The organism is Mesobacillus maritimus, from assembly GCF_044803185.1.
GTDB lineage: Bacteria > Bacillota > Bacilli > Bacillales > Cytobacillaceae > Mesobacillus_B > Mesobacillus_B maritimus_B.
Genome location: NZ_CP085225.1, coordinates 1,071,399 through 1,088,126, shown reverse-complemented (window position 1 = coordinate 1,088,126; position 16,728 = coordinate 1,071,399). Strand labels below are relative to the sequence as shown.

The following is a 16,728-nucleotide window of genomic DNA, read 5'->3' as shown; positions in this document are numbered from 1 at the left end:
CAACGATTGCGTCAAGCACGAATGCGCTACGCTCTTCGTGTTTCCTTTATTTCAGTCGGTGCGCTCCAGTCCATATGTCGCTAAACAGGCGCTTGCGCTTTTGTTCTTATGAACTTGCTTCTTCTGACTTGGAGATGAGGACAGTACGAGGCTTACTGCCTTCGTAAGGCCCAACTACTCCTCTAAGTTCCATTTCGTCAATCAGTCGAGCTGCCCGGGAATATCCAATACGGAATCTCCGCTGGAGCATGGAAACTGAGGCTGTTTGCATTTCGACAATTAAATCGACCGCATCTTGATATAGATCATCAGCTACTTCTGATGTTGTTTCAGGTAGGTCTTCTGGAATCATTTCTTCTTGATACTGTGCTTTTTGTTGGCCAATAACAAAATCAACCACTTCTTCTACCTCGTCGTCGGAAAGAAAAGCACCTTGCAAGCGTACTGGCTTTGATGCACCTACCGGTAAAAATAGCATGTCTCCTCTACCTAATAGCTTTTCAGCTCCACCCATATCTAGAATGGTCCGTGAATCAGTTGCTGAGGAGACCGCAAACGCAATTCTAGATGGTATATTCGCTTTGATGACACCAGTGATAACGTCCACAGATGGTCGTTGTGTTGCGATGATAAGGTGAATGCCTGCTGCCCGAGCCATTTGAGCTAATCTTGTGATCGCATCCTCAACATCGGATGAAGCCACCATCATCAAGTCAGCTAATTCGTCTACAATGACAACAATGTATGGCAACAATGGCTGTTTGGTACCTTCTTCCTCATTTGCCCTTTTCACGTATTCATTATATCCCTCAATATTCCTTGTCCCTGTATGGGAAAATAATTCATATCGGCGTTCCATTTCACTTACTACTTTTTGCAAGGCTTGTGATGCTCGTTTCGGATTGGTTACAACTGGAGCTAGCAAATGGGGTACTCCATTATAAACATTCAATTCTACCATCTTAGGGTCAATCATCATGAGCTTTACTTCATGTGGCTTAGCACGCATTAATATGCTAGTAATGATTCCGTTAATACAGACACTTTTCCCGCTCCCTGTTGCTCCGGCCACTAAAAGGTGAGGCATTTTATTCAATTCTGCGAGCACTGCCTCCCCAGTAATGTCTCTCCCCAGAGCAATTTGTAACTTGGCTTCAGGTTTATTATTCCTTTTTGCCTCAAGCACCTCTCTCAAAGAGACCATCGCGACCTCTGAGTTAGGCACTTCAATGCCAATGGCTGATTTCCCAGGTATCGGAGCTTCTATCCGAATATCCTTTGCGGCTAATGCTAATGCTAAATCATCATGAAGGCTAACAATCCGACTTACTTTTACCCCAACATCTGGATGGACCTCATATTTTGTTACTGCAGGACCAAGGTGGACTTGTGTTACCTTTGCTTTTACCCCAAAACTTTGGAACGTTCGCTCTAGCTTAGCAGCATTGGAATGGATCAGTTCATATTCACCACTCTGATCCGTCTTATTCGGACGAGTTAATAGACTTATTGGCGGAAGTTCATAGGCAACGTTCTCCACCTCTGTAAAAGTGATGGGCGGAGCAGTTTCGTCTTCTTTCCCTTTGGTGTTATCTTCAATTTGCTGTTCAACCTTCTTGCTCTTAGGTTGTTCAATTGTATCAACCTCTGCCTTATCTGCAGAATCCTCTTGTATCATTTCCTCAGGGTAAGCTCTCTCGGCAAAGCTAGAGATGAGTGGTTCGGTATGGATAGGCTGATCCTCTACTAATGTATCAGTTTCATTTTTATTTTTAGCAGAAGGCTTCGCGTTTTCCTTTGGCTTCTTTTCTTTTTTTGCTTCAAGTCTTTCGGCCTTTTTTCGCGAAAAATCTTGTTGCCATGATTTCAAGTCCTCTAGAAAGCCCTGCCATTGCCTACCAATAAAATTACCGATACTTTGAATTAATTTACCTGCTGTATCCCCAAAAGTTCTTCCTGTTATTAAGATGATACCGATAATAATCGAAACAAACGCAATTAACTGCGAGCCGACTGCATCAAATAGGAAATAAAAAGTCGCAAATAATACGGCTCCAATCATTCCGCCCCCAAGTTCTGGCGTACTTGTCTCGCCTCTAATCTCCATCTTATAAAGGTCCCAAGTATTCATAATCACACTAGGGTTTTCAAATTGACCACCATTTGACAAATTTTCAAATAGGGTTACATGGCTTAATAGTAGAATGGCTCCAATGATTAAATATGTACCAAACAACTTAATTTGAAAAAGAAATGGAAGTTGCCGTTTCCACATAATATAAAAGCTGAAGATGATAAGGCCTATGAGACTGAGCATGTACCATTCTCCCATAAAGAAACGGAAAAACAGCACAACTGCCTTACCCGCGGCACCTAACTGAGCCATCGCAATAACTGCTAAAGCAAGCAGAATGAGTCCGCTAAGTTCATATTTTAATGTAGATTTAAGTTGATTACTTTTCTGAGTTTGTCGTTTTTTCTTTTTAGCCATCTTATCACCTTACAATTTAGTCTTCGTTTACCTGCTGATGAAATCAGGATGCATCCTTATTAGATGAAGGTTGTTTTCATAAATATAGTTGTTAAAATCCTAAAGCCGATTTTAACGCAGGATTAGCTATTTGGTGCTTTAAATTAAATTTCGCAAGCTCTTTTCTCATATAATAAACGCTTTTTTTACTTGGAACAAAAGCTTAATCCATCCACTTTATATCCACTATCAATAAAGTTTGAGAAAAGAGCTTAGATGAAAAGAAGCAGCCTCTCTCGGCTGCTATCACAAAGGTATACGATTATTATAACATATGGTCCCGAGATGTTGGTCAAACATTCGTTCTATGATAGGGATATTTTCGTACCAGGGGAACAATCTGTATTTAAATAATGCGAAGGGTCCGTGCTCATAACTCGGATAATCTGGTAATTCATCGCATCTACCTGTTCAGCAAGGACAGGTACCCCTTTATAGTTCACCATCATTTGACCTGCACTTTGTTGTTGTTCTTCTGGAGGGAAAACTAAATCCTGAGGCATCATCGTATAGAGAATCATTGAATCATCCCCTCATTTTGTTCCTTTTTCAAGTCAATTAATTCATTTAACTTCTTCATAGCAGCTCCCAGTCCACCTACTTCATTAATCAGACCACTTTCGACCGCATCAGCACCAACAACATTCGTTCCGATATCCCTTGTTAAATTACCTTTTGCAAACATCAATTCCTTAAAGACATCCTCTTGGATGTTGGAATGCCTTGTAACAAAATTGATTACTCTCTCTTGCATTTTATCTAAGTATTCAAAGGTTTGTGGTACACCAATGACAAGCCCAGTTAACCTAATTGGATGAATTGTCATTGTTGCCGATTCAGCTATAAAGGAATAATCACAGGACACGGCAATCGGCACACCAATTGAGTGTCCACCTCCAAGAACAATTGAAACGGTAGGCTTGGATAAAGAAGTAATCATTTCTGATATCGCTAGACCAGCTTCAACATCTCCGCCAACTGTATTTAGGATGACCATTAGTCCTTCTATTTTAGGATTTTGTTCAATCGCAACAAGCTGTGGAATCAAGTGTTCATATTTGGTCGTTTTATTATGGGGCGGAAGCTGTACATGCCCCTCAATCTGTCCAACAATTGTCAAACAGTGAATTTTGCTATCCTGTGAAAGCTGCGGGACATTGGTCTGTCCCAATTGTTGAATTTTCTCCATCAAACTAGACTTTTCTTCCTTTTGTCCTTCTTGTTTTTCTGGAGTATTTTCATTCATTTCCATCATCCAATTTTACCCCCTACAGACATGATACCCATTAGTATGGTCAATACTGTTTTTTTAATGCGGGATTCTAATTAATGGATTAACAGTGACTGTTGAGTACTTCTTCTATCAACACAATATAAATATCAATATATTCTTTAAAAAGCATAAAAAAGGATATCCAAACAATGGACATCCTCTTCTTCGTTATACCTTATCTAACTTCCATTAAAATTGGCATAATCATTGGCCGGCGTTTTGTTTTATTAAACAAATGATAACTTAGTGCTTCTCTCATTTCTTGCTTTAGGCTAGCCCAGTCAAAGGAATCTCGAGAAATCACTTTCTCAACAATTTGTTTCACTATTTCTTCTGATTCCGTCATTAATTTCTCTGACTCTCGAACATAAACAAAACCTCTCGAGATAATTTCAGGCCCAGCAACAATACTACGAGTTGGACGGTTCAGTGTCACAACAACAATTAGAACACCATCTTGTGAAAGGAGTTTCCGATCTCTCAAGACGATATTACCTACATCTCCGACGCCAATCCCGTCAATCAGGACATTTCCCGCCGGTACACGATCAACTGTGCGAACCCTACCTTCTACAAACTCGATGACATCCCCGCGGTCAGGGACAATGATATTGGCCCCAGGGATTCCAGATTCTATTGCTACCCTTTCATGCGCCTTCAGCATTTTATATTCCCCATGAACTGGAATGAAAAATTTTGGATTCATGAGATTGATCATAAACTTAAGCTCTTCCTGATTTCCGTGACTCGCTACATTTATTAACCCTTTTCCGTAGACAACATCCGCACCAGCACGATGTAGTAAATCAATAGTCTTATTTAAGAACACTTCGCTATTTATAAAAGGTGAAACAGGTATTAACACAGTGTCTCCCTTTTGGATATTGACCACCGGATGGGCCGTTTTTGCCATCTTTTCCAATGCCTCAATAGGCTCGCCTTGATTTCCCGTAATCAAAATCACTAATTCATTGTCTTGGTAGTGGTGGATATCATTGATATGACAAATTTGTTCTTCCTCCACTTTAAGATAACCAAGTTCAATTACTTTCTCTAGCGTTCGTTTAAGACTTTTGCCGACAAGGACAATTTTTCGATTGCTTTCTAAGGCGCTGTTAAAAATATGTTGAATACGACTTATGTCTGTAGCAAAGCATGCAGCAATGACTCTACCTTTAGCTTGGTCGATTCGATACGCATATTCGCGTGCAACCACTACCTCTGATTGGGAATAGCCTGGCTTTTCTGCTCCAGTACTATCAGATAATAAACATAATACCCCTTTTTCTCCAATCGCGGCCATCTTTCCTACCTCAGGTCGATAAAGCTCAGACGCAGCTTGATCAAATTTAAAATCTCCAGTATGAACGATTGCTCCTTCTGATGTATGAATACAAACAGCTACAGAGTCTGGGATGCTATGGTTTGTCTTAAAAAAGGTAACATGAGTCGATTCAAATTTAAGTTTTGAATTCGAGTGAATCACTCGAAAATCTGCTTTACCTTTAAACTCTTGCTCTTTCAATTTTTCCTTTGCGAGAGCAAGGGTTAATCTTGTGCCGTACACTGGTGCTTGTACTTTTTGAAGCAAATAAGTTAACGCACCAATATGATCTTCATGTCCGTGTGTTAGAAAAATCGCCCGCACTCTGTCTTTATTTTGGACCAAATAAGTTAAATCGGGAATAACGATGTCTATTCCGAGCATTTCATCTTCTGGAAACATCAATCCGGCATCTACGATAAAAATATCTCCGTCCACTTCTGTGAGATACATGTTCTTGCCAATTTCTCCGACGCCACCCATGGGTATAACCTTGATGCTTTCATTTACTCTATTATTCAATTGTAAGCTTCCTCCTTGCTGAATTGGGCCGACCATGACCAGTTAAAGCTATTATACTTGATAATGGAAACCCTTTACAATAGAAATCCAGTCCACAAATTGGCATTAATGCCAAATCGATTCAATTCGACAGAAATTCATTCAGTAAAGTGGCTCCCTGGAACTTTTATAAATTCCCTAATCACAAAAAAAAGCCAACCATCGAGGTTGACTTTTTTTATTTCTTTAACAACTCATATACCTCTGCCCGTTCCCGCTCATTGAGTGGGACAAGGGGTAGCCGAACGGATCCAACATCAAGTCCCATTAATTGCAGGGCTGTTTTGACAGGGGCAGGACTCGGAGCATTAAATAATCCTTGCATGACTGGAAGCAAATGCTGGTGCAATTTTGCTGCTTTAGCATGGTTTCCATCCAAAAATGTCTTTACCATCTCTTGCATTTCATTTCCAATAATATGAGACGAAACAGAGACAACGCCAACACCGCCAATAGAGAGAATAGGGAGTGCCATGCTGTCATCGCCACTATAAAGGTGGAAATCATCTGGAGTATTAGCAATAATTTTGGTCATTGCACTTAAGTCTCCACTGGCTTCTTTCACACATACAATATTTGGGACTTCTGAAAGACGGATAATCGTTTCTGGAAGTATGCTGACAACCGAACGACTAGGAATATTATAGACCATAATCGGCAGGTCTGTGCTTTCCGCAACTGCCTTAAAGTGTTGATATAGTCCTTCCTGACTCGGTTTATTATAGTAAGGAGCAACAATCATAATTCCGTCTACACCTAACTGTGCTGCCTTTTTTGTTAGTTCAATCGTAGCGTACGTATTGTTGCTACCTGTTCCCACAATCACAGGTATTCGTTTATCTACCACTTTTACAACATGGGCAAATAATGCGATCTTTTCCTCTTTCGATAACGTCGGTGACTCACCAGTCGTCCCTGCTACAACTAAAGAGTCTGTTCCATTATTGATTAAATGATTGACCAGCTGAGTCGTCTTTGCGAAATCGACATGCCCTTTGCTATCAAAAGGTGTAACCATCGCTGTCGAAATACGGCCAAATTGGACCATTGTGATCCACTCCTTTACTTTTGTGCAACTCTATAAAAGAGTTTTACTCCGGTTTTCTAGCTGTCATCCTTCTTGTTGAACCGTTTCCAGCTGGAAAGCATCGTGTAATGCATTCACAGCAAGAACAAGGTCCTGCTCCTTGACCAATACCCAAATTGTCGTATGACTGTCGGCCGATTGTAGAATCCGAATCTCTTTTTCTGAAAGCGCCGTAACAATTTTCGAAGTAACCCCTGGAACCCCCGCCATTCCAGCACCAACTACGGAAACCTTTGCGCAATTCCGTTCCACTTGTGGCTCATGCCCAAGGGATTCTAATATTGATAGGGCTCGATCTGCCATTTCATCTGATACGGTGTAGACGACCCCTTTTGGCGAGATATTGATAAAATCAACAGAGATATTTTCATTCGCCATTGCTTTAAACACTTCTGATTGAAGATTGTATTGATCTTTCTTCGCAAAAACCTTTAACTGCGTCACATTCGAAACATGTGCAATCCCTGTAACTGGACGCTCTTTTATATCGGCACCTTTGCTTTGTTTCGTATTGTTATCCGTTACAAGTGTTCCTAATCCGTCCGAATACGTAGAACGAATTCGAATCGGTACCTTCGCCTGCATGGCAATTTCAACCGCACGTGGGTGAATCACTTTTGCACCCTGGTAAGCCATATTGCAAACTTCTGTATAAGTGACGACAGCTAATGGCCTAGCGTTCTCAGCAATCCTAGGATCGGCTGTCATTATCCCTTCTACATCTGTGAAGATATCGACTCTTTCGGCGCTTAGAGCTGCTCCGAGTGCTGCAGCAGATGTGTCACTGCCACCACGACCTATCGTCGTCACATCTCCATTAGGAGCTGCTCCCTGAAAACCAGCAACTACAACCACATCGACATCCTCTAATTCCTTTAAAAGACGCTCGCATTTCATATCCAGAATCTTTGCACTAGTATGCTCTGCATTTGTCAAAAATCCAGCCTGAGCGCCTGTAAGTGATGTAGCTTCTACTCCATGCTCATGAAGTTTACTTGTAAAGACCACACTTGAAATCACTTCACCACAGGAGAGCAACTGATCATACTCTCGCGGTTTTAAACTATTTTTATTTTCACCAATGATGGAAAGGAGAGTATCCGTTGCATAAGGTTCCCCTTTTCTCCCCATTGCAGATACAACAACAACCACTTTATACCCATTGTCTATGGCCTGTTTGATGTGGTTGATGGCGTGCGCCCGACTTTCATCATCACGAACAGACGTACCACCAAATTTTTGGACGATTATTTTCATCGTTACACCTCGAAGATGCTCTATAATATTATAAAATCTTTAACTAACGCTGCTAATTATTAGACTAACTTAAGTTCAATTAATTTTTCGGCAATCTGTACAGAGTTCCAAGCCGCTCCTTTTAGAAGGTTATCAGATACAACCCACATATGGAAGCCTTGCTCATTATCTAAATCTTTTCGGATGCGTCCGACAAAAACATCATTCTTACCTACGCAGAACGCAGGCATTGGATAGAGTTGCTCCGATGGATTATCTTGCAAGACAATTCCTGGTGCATCTGCAAGCAAGGTTTTTACTACATTGGAATCAATACCCTTTTGATCGATTTCGAAATAAACCGACTCGGAATGCCCTGTACCAACCGGAAGGCGAACACATGTCGCCGCTACTTCTAACGCTGGCATATGCATGATTTTCTTTGTTTCATTAATCATTTTCATTTCTTCGAACGTAAATCCGTTTTCTTCGAACTTATCAATTTGCGGAATCGCATTAAAAGCGATTTGGTAATGTTTTTCGTCGGATCCAACTGGTAAAATGTTTGCTTCTGGTTCTTTGCCATCTAAAATCGCTCTTGTTTGCTCATACATTTCCTCTACCGCTGCAGCTCCAGCACCAGAAACTGCTTGATAAGTCGAAACAATAACCTTCTTAAGGCCAAATTTTTGACGTAAAGGTTCCAATGCCACGACCATTTGAATCGTTGAACAGTTTGGATTGGCAATTATCCCATTATGAGTTTTCAAATCCTCAGAGTTCACTTCTGGAACCACTAATGGTACATTTTCATCCATACGGAATGCACTAGTATTATCAACAACAATAGCTCCGCGCTTTACCGCTTCTGGTGCCAACGCTTTAGAAATACTGCCTCCAGCGCTGAAAAGAGCAATTTCTACTCCTTCGAAGCTCTCCGGCTTCGCTTCTTCTATCGTAACTTCCTGCCCATTAAAAACAGCCTTTTTTCCAGCTGAACGAGCAGAAGATAGTAAAGTTAGTTTTGAAATTGGAAAATTACGAGTTTCTAATGTTTTCAACATTTGTTGGCCAACAGCTCCTGTTGCTCCAACTATTGCTACATGGTATCCTCTCTCTTGTGCCATTCATAGTTCCCCTTCCAAAAGTAGATTAACCGACATATGACGGGTCGATGAAATATGAAGAGGCAGACGCATTCAAACGAATCAATCTGCCAATGTTATATTTTCATTTATTTTATCATATTCGTCCACGAAGGAAAGGGATATGGCAGATTTTATTTCGGTAAAGGACCGAAGAATCAGAATGGATGCCTAGTTTTTGCATATATTGAAAGGCTACTCTTCATCCCGGAAGCGTTCTACTAAAACTGGCTGAACCTGACGTCCTTCCAATGCTGCTAGGATTGTATCTCTTGTCGCTCCCATTCTTGCGACCAATGAGTTAGGTTTTTGAACCGGATCGTCTTGGCCAAAAGGTATAAAATAGATATTTTTTGTTGACATCAATCTCATGATGTTCACACCATTTAGTCCAAGCGCATCATTGGTCGAAATCCCCAGAATGATTGGTTTTGAATTTCTCAAGGTCGCTTTTGCAGCCATTAAAACTGGGGAGTCATTTTGAGCGTTTGCAAATTTACTTAAAGAAACCCCTGTCATCGGAGAAATAACCATCGCATCTAGCGGATACTTTGGACCAAGCGGCTCCGCTTTAACAATTGAATTAATTGCTTCGTTCCCTGTTAAATCCACAATCCTTTGAACCCAGTCCTCGCCTTTCCCAAATCTAGTATCTGTCGATTGAACGGTCCACGATACGATTGGAATGACCTCTGCACCTTCATTGACTAGTTTTTCAATTTCAGGGAAAACGGCATCGTACGTACAATGGGAACCCGTTAATCCAAATCCAATTCTTTTTCCTTTTAAACTACTCATGATTGATTTTCCTCCCTCTTCTTCATATCATCTCTAAGCAGCTTTATCAAGACATTTGCCAGTATCTGACCAGCAGTCTTGGGGGCAACTATCCCTGGGAGACTAGGTGCAAGTAGCGCTTTTATCCCCCGTTTTTCCGCATAGCGAAAATCTGTGCCTCCCGGCTTGGAAGCTAAATCGATAATGAGGGTATGGGCCGGCATCTTCGAAATAACCGATGCCGTAACAATCGATGTTGGGATTGTATTAATACATATATCTGTGTCTTTCACATTAGCTTCTAGATCATTTAGATGAAAAGCAGTAAGCCCCATTTCGGTAATCCGTGCGATATGCTCACTTTTCCTCGCTCCCACTTTAACCTTCGCTCCAAGTGCTTGGAAGGTTCGCGCAACTGTTACCCCTACTCTTCCAAGCCCTAAGACAGCTACGTTTGAGCCATGGATGGTAAAATCCGTATGTTGGATGACCATCATAATGGTTCCTTCCACCGTTGGGATGCTGTTATAGATCGCCACATCATCACGTTCAAATAGTTTAATTAGTCGTCGATCGGCTTCCTTTGTGATCTCATCCAAGTAGGAATTGCTGATTCCTGAAAAAATGATTGCATGCTGAGGAAGTTTCTCAAGCATCTCTTTTGTTAAAGAAATCTTCTCGCTTGAAAAGATAGTATCCACCTGGCCTTTAGCGTCTGTTCCGCGGACAGGTAAGATCAGCGCATCCTGCACAGAAAAATCTATTTCAGATATTTTTTCTTTCGTTGCTCCTGTAAAAGCATGATCCAATTGCTCGAAGCCAATTAGTGACAGTTTGGCATCATGCTCTGTCAGCTGTCGGATAATCTCCAGCTGCCTGGCATCACCGCCAATTACAGCGATTTGCATTCCTGTCAGCATTAGAATGATCACCTTCTTTTCATTAGTCGAACAGGAATTTTTCTATTTACTCCAACATCATATGTCGTAGGTGTCTGTATGGTGAGTTATCCGCGGATTTCATATATAAAAAGCGGCTGAAGCCCGATATATAGGGTTTTAAATTCTTTCAGTGGTTTAAAAATAGGCTTGAATCTAGACATTTGGATAAAATTTCGTAGAGGGATTTTTATTCCTTTATGGGATTCCTAATTTACCGTTCAGTCGTTTTTTCAACCTCATTCGGGCAATAGACTGCCTCTATTTTACCGTTCACTCTTTTTTCAACCTCGTTCGGGTAATTAGACTGCCTCTATTTTACCGTTCACTCTTTTTTCAACCTCGTTCGGGCAATTAGACTGCCTCTATTTTACCGTTCACTCTTTTTTCAACCTCGTTCGGGCAATTAGACTGCCTCTATTTTACCGTTCACTCTTTTTTCAACCTCGTTCGGGTAATTAGACTGCCTCTATTTTACCGTTCACTCTTTTTTCAACCTCGTTCGGGTAATTAGACTGCCTCTATTTTACCGTTCATCGCTTCTCCAACCTCGTTCGGGCAATTAGTTGGCTCTATAGTTTTTAAGCAAAAAAAAAGACTAGCCTCTGCTAGCCTAACTTTCGTCTGCTATGTCGACAATGACCATGTCTGTTCCTATCTTTTTTATCTGTCGCCAAGGTACTCTTAATTCCCCTCCTTGTCGCTTCATCCCGAACCATTTAACCGAGGGAATCACTAATGCCTTTATCTGGCCAGTCCGTTCGTCAATTTCCAAGTCCGTCTGTCCAAGTACCCCAAGTCTCTCTGCCTTTTTCACATCTACAATTTCTTTGCCACCTAATTCACTTAACCTCAATGCCTCTCCTCCAATCTTTGTCTTATTATATATGTATCAACATCGACCCTTATTTAGAATCTTAAGTCTAATATTAAAGAGAGCTTCAATGACAGTTGAAATTTAGTTAATAACATAAAAACAGCCTGTTCAAAAATAACAGGCTGTTCCTTAAACTTATAGATTATAATAATCCTTTTGGTAGCTCGCCATCTGGACTGATAAGTGAAACGGAGTATTCATCCGTAAAAATTTTGTTACCCAATCCATTTACACTTTCGATTGTCACTTGGTCAATTTGCTCAACGATTTCATCAAGCGAACGATGGCGACTTAAGAGTAATTCATTTTTCCCGTTTCTGCTCATACGGCTATTTGTGCTTTCAAGGCTCAGCATTAGACTACCTTTTAGCTGTTCCTTACTATTTTTTAATTCTTTTTCTGTGATTCCTTCCTGACGAAGCTTAGCAAGGGTTTCTTGGACGGTTTCAAATAAAACATCCAACTGCTTTGCCCCTGTTCCTCCATAAATCGTCACCACCCCAGAATCCCTGAAGGCAGAATGGTATGAAAAGACGGAGTAAGCGAGACCACGCTGCTCTCTTACCTCTTGGAACAGGCGACTACTCATGCTTCCGCCAAGGACATTGTTTAGGGTAATTAAGCTATAGACATCCTCGTGACCGATCTGTAAGCCTTCAAATCCGATGCAAAGGTGCGCCTGCTCAGTTTCCTTTTTCCGGGCGACATGCTTAGCATGGAAAGATGGTTTATGATACTCGATTTCTTTCTTTCCTGCTTCATAAGAACCAAACAGCTTTTCAACCTCTGAGATAAAGGTTTCTGGAACATTCCCAGCAATCGAAATGACGACATTCTCAGGAGTGTATGTATCAAACATATATTGATTTAACGTATCGCCTGTGAATGTTTTTAAGGTTTCCTCCGTCCCAAGAATTGGGTAACCAAGAGAATGTTCATTGTAAATCGCCTTGCTTAAAAGATCATGCACGATATCATCAGGTGTATCTTCATACATCTTGATTTCTTCATAAACAACATTCTTTTCTTTATCCAGTTCTTCTGCCACAAAAGTGGAATTAAAGAACATATCGGATAAAACCTCAAGCGCATACTCGGAGTGGGTGTCTAGAACCTTCGCATAGTAGCATGTGTATTCTTTTGAGGTAAAAGCATTTACCTGACCGCCAATGCTATCGAAGGATTCAGCAATTTCTCTGGCAGACCTTGTTTTTGTCCCTTTAAAGAACATGTGCTCAAGGAAATGGGAAATCCCATTGTTTTCAGGTATTTCATTCCGAGATCCTGTCCCAATCCAGACACCTATGGCCACTGAACGCACTGTGGGAATTTGTTCAAGTACAATTCGTACACCATTTTGGCATGTATATTTTTTTATCAAAAAGACCCCTCCTTTGGAAATAGCTAAAAAACTATTCCTGCAATACCTTAGTATATTTCATTTTAGTTACTTTTTCCAAAATGAAGGCTTTTTTTTCATTTTTTGAGCTTTTATTTTTTATAACATTGAATTTCAGACAATTTTACGACTCCTTCCTCGAACTGTCCTTGGTCATGATTCGTTCTTCACTTAACATTTTCGTGACCGTTCCAACTTCTAAATTCTGTGCTTTAATTTGCGTAATTAATTGGTCTAGCGATTTTGCAGTTGAGTCGGTTGGATGCATCAAAATGAGCGCTCCATTATGAAGCTTCCCCATTACCCTTTGAATTAAGACATCTGGAGAAGGCTTTTGCCAATCAATTGTATCGAGGCTCCACATAACTGTACCAAGTCCATAAGCGGAAGCTACTTTAGCAACCTCTTCCTTATAGCTTCCACTCGGTGGTGCAAACCACCTAGGCTTTTCTCCCGTAGTAGCCTCAATAACTTCATTCGTTCTTTTGATTTCATCATGTATTCTTGACGTCGAAAGGCTTTTCATATCTGGATGGGTAAATGAATGGTTCCCTACTTCGTGTCCAGCTTCAACAATCATTTTCGCTAACTCAGGGTGATTTTTCACCCATCTCCCTTCAAGAAAAAACGTCGCCGTCACATGATGCTTCTTCAACGTCGCCAACATATCGGACAAATATTCATTTCCCCACGCGACATTAATGATAAAGCTGACCATTGGTTTTTCTGGATTTCCCTTATAAATAGCAGTAGGTGGCAGTTCAGATAAGTTTACTTTAGGATGTACTTCCTCGTACACCAGAAGTTTTTCCGAGAATTCTCCGTCTTTTTTCATTTTTTTAAACGATTTTTCAATATTGACCTTAACTCCGTTATAACCAGGAATGGCTCTCCAAACAGGATCAATTTTTGCATCTGAAGGCTCTTTCTCATACTTTTTCGCTTTTTCTTCAATTTCCCTATAAAGAGGGTCCTCGTTCATTGAAACCGTTATGGTTTCTGCTTTTAAATATGTTAAGTAATAATCTGAAAAAGGATTGCTCACCACTAGCCACGCCCCGAATATAATTGCGACCACAAAGAATTGCCTCTTCATTTCCCATACCTCCTTCATGAACCGAGAGATAGCCCTGTCCTGATTCCCTATAAAATAGAGTATGTTAAGCAAGGACAAGGTAGAACGAAGGAAAGAATAACACTTCCTTAGAAATAAAAAAAACCAGGGTTACCCCCGGGTTTTTTGGCGATTTTTATTCACTTTGTGCTGCTTTTTCACGTTGTTCTTTCAGAACGGCTTTACGACTAAGATTCACACGGCCTTGGCGATCAATTTCAGTTACCTTGACTAGAATTTCATCGCCAATTTTAACAACGTCTTCTACCTTGCCGACTCGTTCCTCTGCAAGCTCAGAAATATGGACAAGTCCATCTTTTCCGTTGAATATTTCAACGAAGGCACCGAACTTTTCAACGCGTTTTACTTTACCAAGATACATTTGTCCTACTACTACTTCACGAACAATATCCTCAATGATTTGTTTCGCTTTTAGGTTCATCTCTTGTTCGGTTGAAGCAATAAAGACGGTTCCATCTTGTTCAATATCAATCTTGACACCAGTTTCTTCAATGATTTTATTGATTTGTTTCCCACTTGGCCCAATAACATCACGAATCTTATCAGGATTAATTTTCATTGTTAAAATCTTTGGCGCATAAGCGGATAGCTGTTCACGTGGCTCAGCAATGGTCGCTAACATGCTTTCAAGAATCTGTATGCGTCCCTTCTTCGCTTGTTGAAGTGCCTCTTCTAAAATTTCACGAGATAAACCATCTATTTTAATATCCATTTGAAGGGCAGTTACACCTTTCGCTGTTCCAGCCACTTTAAAGTCCATATCACCTAGATGATCTTCCATTCCCTGAATATCAGTTAGAATTGTGTAATGCTCACCTGATTTAACTAGCCCCATTGCAATTCCTGCTACTGGTGCTTTAAGTGGAACACCCGCATCCATCATCGCCAATGTACTCGCACAAATACTAGCCTGAGAAGTTGAACCATTCGATTCAAGAACCTCTGAAACAAGGCGAATCGTATATGGGAAATCTTTCTCAGAAGGAATGACCACTTCGAGAGCGCGCTCACCTAAGGCACCATGACCAATCTCTCTTCGACCTGGTCCACGAATAGGACCGGTTTCACCCACACTAAACAATGGGAAGTTATAGTGGTGCATGAAGCGTTTTTCTTCCTCAAGTCCAAGTCCGTCCAAAATTTGAACATCTCCCATGGCTCCTAGGGTACAAATACTTAACGCTTGGGTTTGTCCTCTTGTAAACAAACCAGATCCGTGTGTACGAGGTAAGATTCCTACTTCTGAAGACAATGGACGAATCTCGTCGACACCACGTCCGTCTGGACGAACCTTTTCTTCCGTAATTAAACGACGAACTTCACCCTTAACAATTTTATCAAGGATTTGTTTGACTTGTTTTAACTTAGCCTCATCAGCCTCGTCTTCTTCATATTTTGCAATCACAGAGTTTTTAACCTCTTTAATTGCCGCTTCGCGTGCATGCTTTTCTTGTACTTGAATCGCTTTAAGCATTTCGCTTTCACATAATCCGCGAACTTCTGCCTCGATTTCTTTATCAAGTTCAAAGAGTTTGATTTCCATTTTTTCTTTGCCGACTTTAGCAGCAATCTCTTCTTGGAATGCGATTAAACGTTTGATTTCATCATGACCATACATAATCGCCTCAAGCATGATTTCTTCTGATACCTCGTCTGCTCCAGCTTCTACCATGTTGATCGCATCTTTCGTTCCTGCAACTGTTAAATGCATATCGCTCTTTTCAGCTTCTTCAATCGTTGGATTGATGACGAACTTCCCATCAATACGACCAACAATGACTCCAGCAATTGGACCTTCGAATGGAATATCTGAAACACTAAGTGCTAAAGATGATCCAAGCATGGCCGCCATTTCAGATGGACAATTTTGGTCCACACTCATAACAATCGAAATAACTTGTACATCATTTCTAAATCCATCGGCAAATAATGGACGAATTGGTCGGTCTATTAGACGACTTGCTAAAATTGCCTTTTCACTAGGACGACCTTCCCTTTTGATAAAACCACCAGGGATTTTCCCAACCGCGTAAAGTCGTTCCTCATAGTTTACTGTTAACGGGAAGAAGTCTAAGTTCTTAGGCTCCTTTGACGCTGTAGCTGTGCTTAGTACAGCTGTGTCTCCGTAACGTACTAGGACTGCACCATTAGCCTGTTTGGCCAACTGACCGATTTCAACACTCAGTTCGCGACCGGCCCAGTCCATTGAAAATATCTGTTTTTCCTGATCCATTCATTAAGCCCCTCTCTTACTGAATCCGTTTGCAGCACCCTTACACTCTTTTTCTGCTGCAATGTACATTCAATGTATAGTGACAGCGATTTGAATCGCTGTACATTTCTTGCTTAAAATTATTCCTCTTCAGTCTGGTTTAAAGCCTGTCCTGAAGACTTGCTCCATTATTATTATGTACAGAAAAAACAATCTCTAAAATGAACAAGGATA

13 protein-coding genes are annotated in these 16,728 nt (G+C 40.8%); all 13 read right to left on the bottom strand.

Features of this window, described 5'->3' with window-relative positions; genetic code table 11:
• Positions 1 to 106 precede the first annotated feature (106 nt).
• Positions 107 to 2,491 (bottom strand): DNA translocase FtsK, encoded by a 2,385-nt coding sequence (locus LG336_RS05320; RefSeq protein WP_404331526.1) that lies wholly within the window; start codon positions 2,489 to 2,491, stop codon positions 107 to 109.
• A gap of 344 nt (positions 2,492 to 2,835) precedes the next feature.
• On the bottom strand, positions 2,836 to 3,051 hold the full coding sequence (locus LG336_RS05315; protein ID WP_404331525.1) for a YlzJ-like family protein: 216 nt from the start codon (positions 3,049 to 3,051) through the stop codon (positions 2,836 to 2,838).
• Positions 3,048 to 3,776, bottom strand: coding sequence for a ClpP family protease (locus LG336_RS05310; RefSeq protein ID WP_404333102.1), 729 nt, complete (start codon positions 3,774 to 3,776; stop codon positions 3,048 to 3,050). The genes LG336_RS05315 and LG336_RS05310 overlap by 4 nt, the downstream gene beginning before the upstream one ends.
• Before the next feature lie 202 nt (positions 3,777 to 3,978).
• A complete protein-coding gene (locus tag LG336_RS05305) occupies positions 3,979 to 5,649 on the bottom strand; it encodes a ribonuclease J (protein ID WP_404331524.1) in 1,671 nt (556 codons plus the stop codon).
• 217 nt (positions 5,650 to 5,866) lie between these two features.
• Entirely contained in the window at positions 5,867 to 6,736 is an 870-nt protein-coding gene (gene dapA / locus LG336_RS05300; RefSeq protein WP_404331523.1) for a 4-hydroxy-tetrahydrodipicolinate synthase, read from the bottom strand.
• A 63-nt stretch (positions 6,737 to 6,799) separates the two neighbouring features.
• The gene (gene dapG, locus LG336_RS05295; RefSeq protein WP_404331522.1) at positions 6,800 to 8,032 is read right to left on the bottom strand and encodes an aspartate kinase; all 1,233 of its coding nucleotides are present in this window, start codon (positions 8,030 to 8,032) and stop codon (positions 6,800 to 6,802) included.
• A 59-nt stretch (positions 8,033 to 8,091) separates the two neighbouring features.
• A complete protein-coding gene (gene asd, locus LG336_RS05290; protein WP_404331521.1) occupies positions 8,092 to 9,138 on the bottom strand; it encodes an aspartate-semialdehyde dehydrogenase in 1,047 nt (348 codons plus the stop codon).
• A gap of 213 nt (positions 9,139 to 9,351) precedes the next feature.
• Complete coding sequence (locus LG336_RS05285; RefSeq protein WP_404331520.1) at positions 9,352 to 9,954, bottom strand: dipicolinate synthase subunit B; 603 nt, start codon at positions 9,952 to 9,954, stop codon at positions 9,352 to 9,354.
• A complete protein-coding gene (gene dpaA / locus LG336_RS05280) occupies positions 9,951 to 10,853 on the bottom strand; it encodes a dipicolinic acid synthetase subunit A (protein WP_404331519.1) in 903 nt (300 codons plus the stop codon). The genes LG336_RS05285 and dpaA overlap by 4 nt, the downstream gene beginning before the upstream one ends.
• A gap of 631 nt (positions 10,854 to 11,484) precedes the next feature.
• Positions 11,485 to 11,727 (bottom strand): YlmC/YmxH family sporulation protein, encoded by a 243-nt coding sequence (locus LG336_RS05275; RefSeq protein ID WP_404331518.1) that lies wholly within the window; start codon positions 11,725 to 11,727, stop codon positions 11,485 to 11,487.
• 163 nt (positions 11,728 to 11,890) lie between these two features.
• The gene (locus LG336_RS05270; RefSeq protein ID WP_404331517.1) at positions 11,891 to 13,129 is read right to left on the bottom strand and encodes a M16 family metallopeptidase; all 1,239 of its coding nucleotides are present in this window, start codon (positions 13,127 to 13,129) and stop codon (positions 11,891 to 11,893) included.
• 142 nt (positions 13,130 to 13,271) lie between these two features.
• Positions 13,272 to 14,243, bottom strand: coding sequence for a polysaccharide deacetylase family protein (locus tag LG336_RS05265; protein ID WP_404331516.1), 972 nt, complete (start codon positions 14,241 to 14,243; stop codon positions 13,272 to 13,274).
• Between the two features lie 154 nt (positions 14,244 to 14,397).
• Positions 14,398 to 16,515 (bottom strand): polyribonucleotide nucleotidyltransferase, encoded by a 2,118-nt coding sequence (gene pnp / locus LG336_RS05260; protein ID WP_404331515.1) that lies wholly within the window; start codon positions 16,513 to 16,515, stop codon positions 14,398 to 14,400.
• Positions 16,516 to 16,728 lie beyond the last annotated feature (213 nt).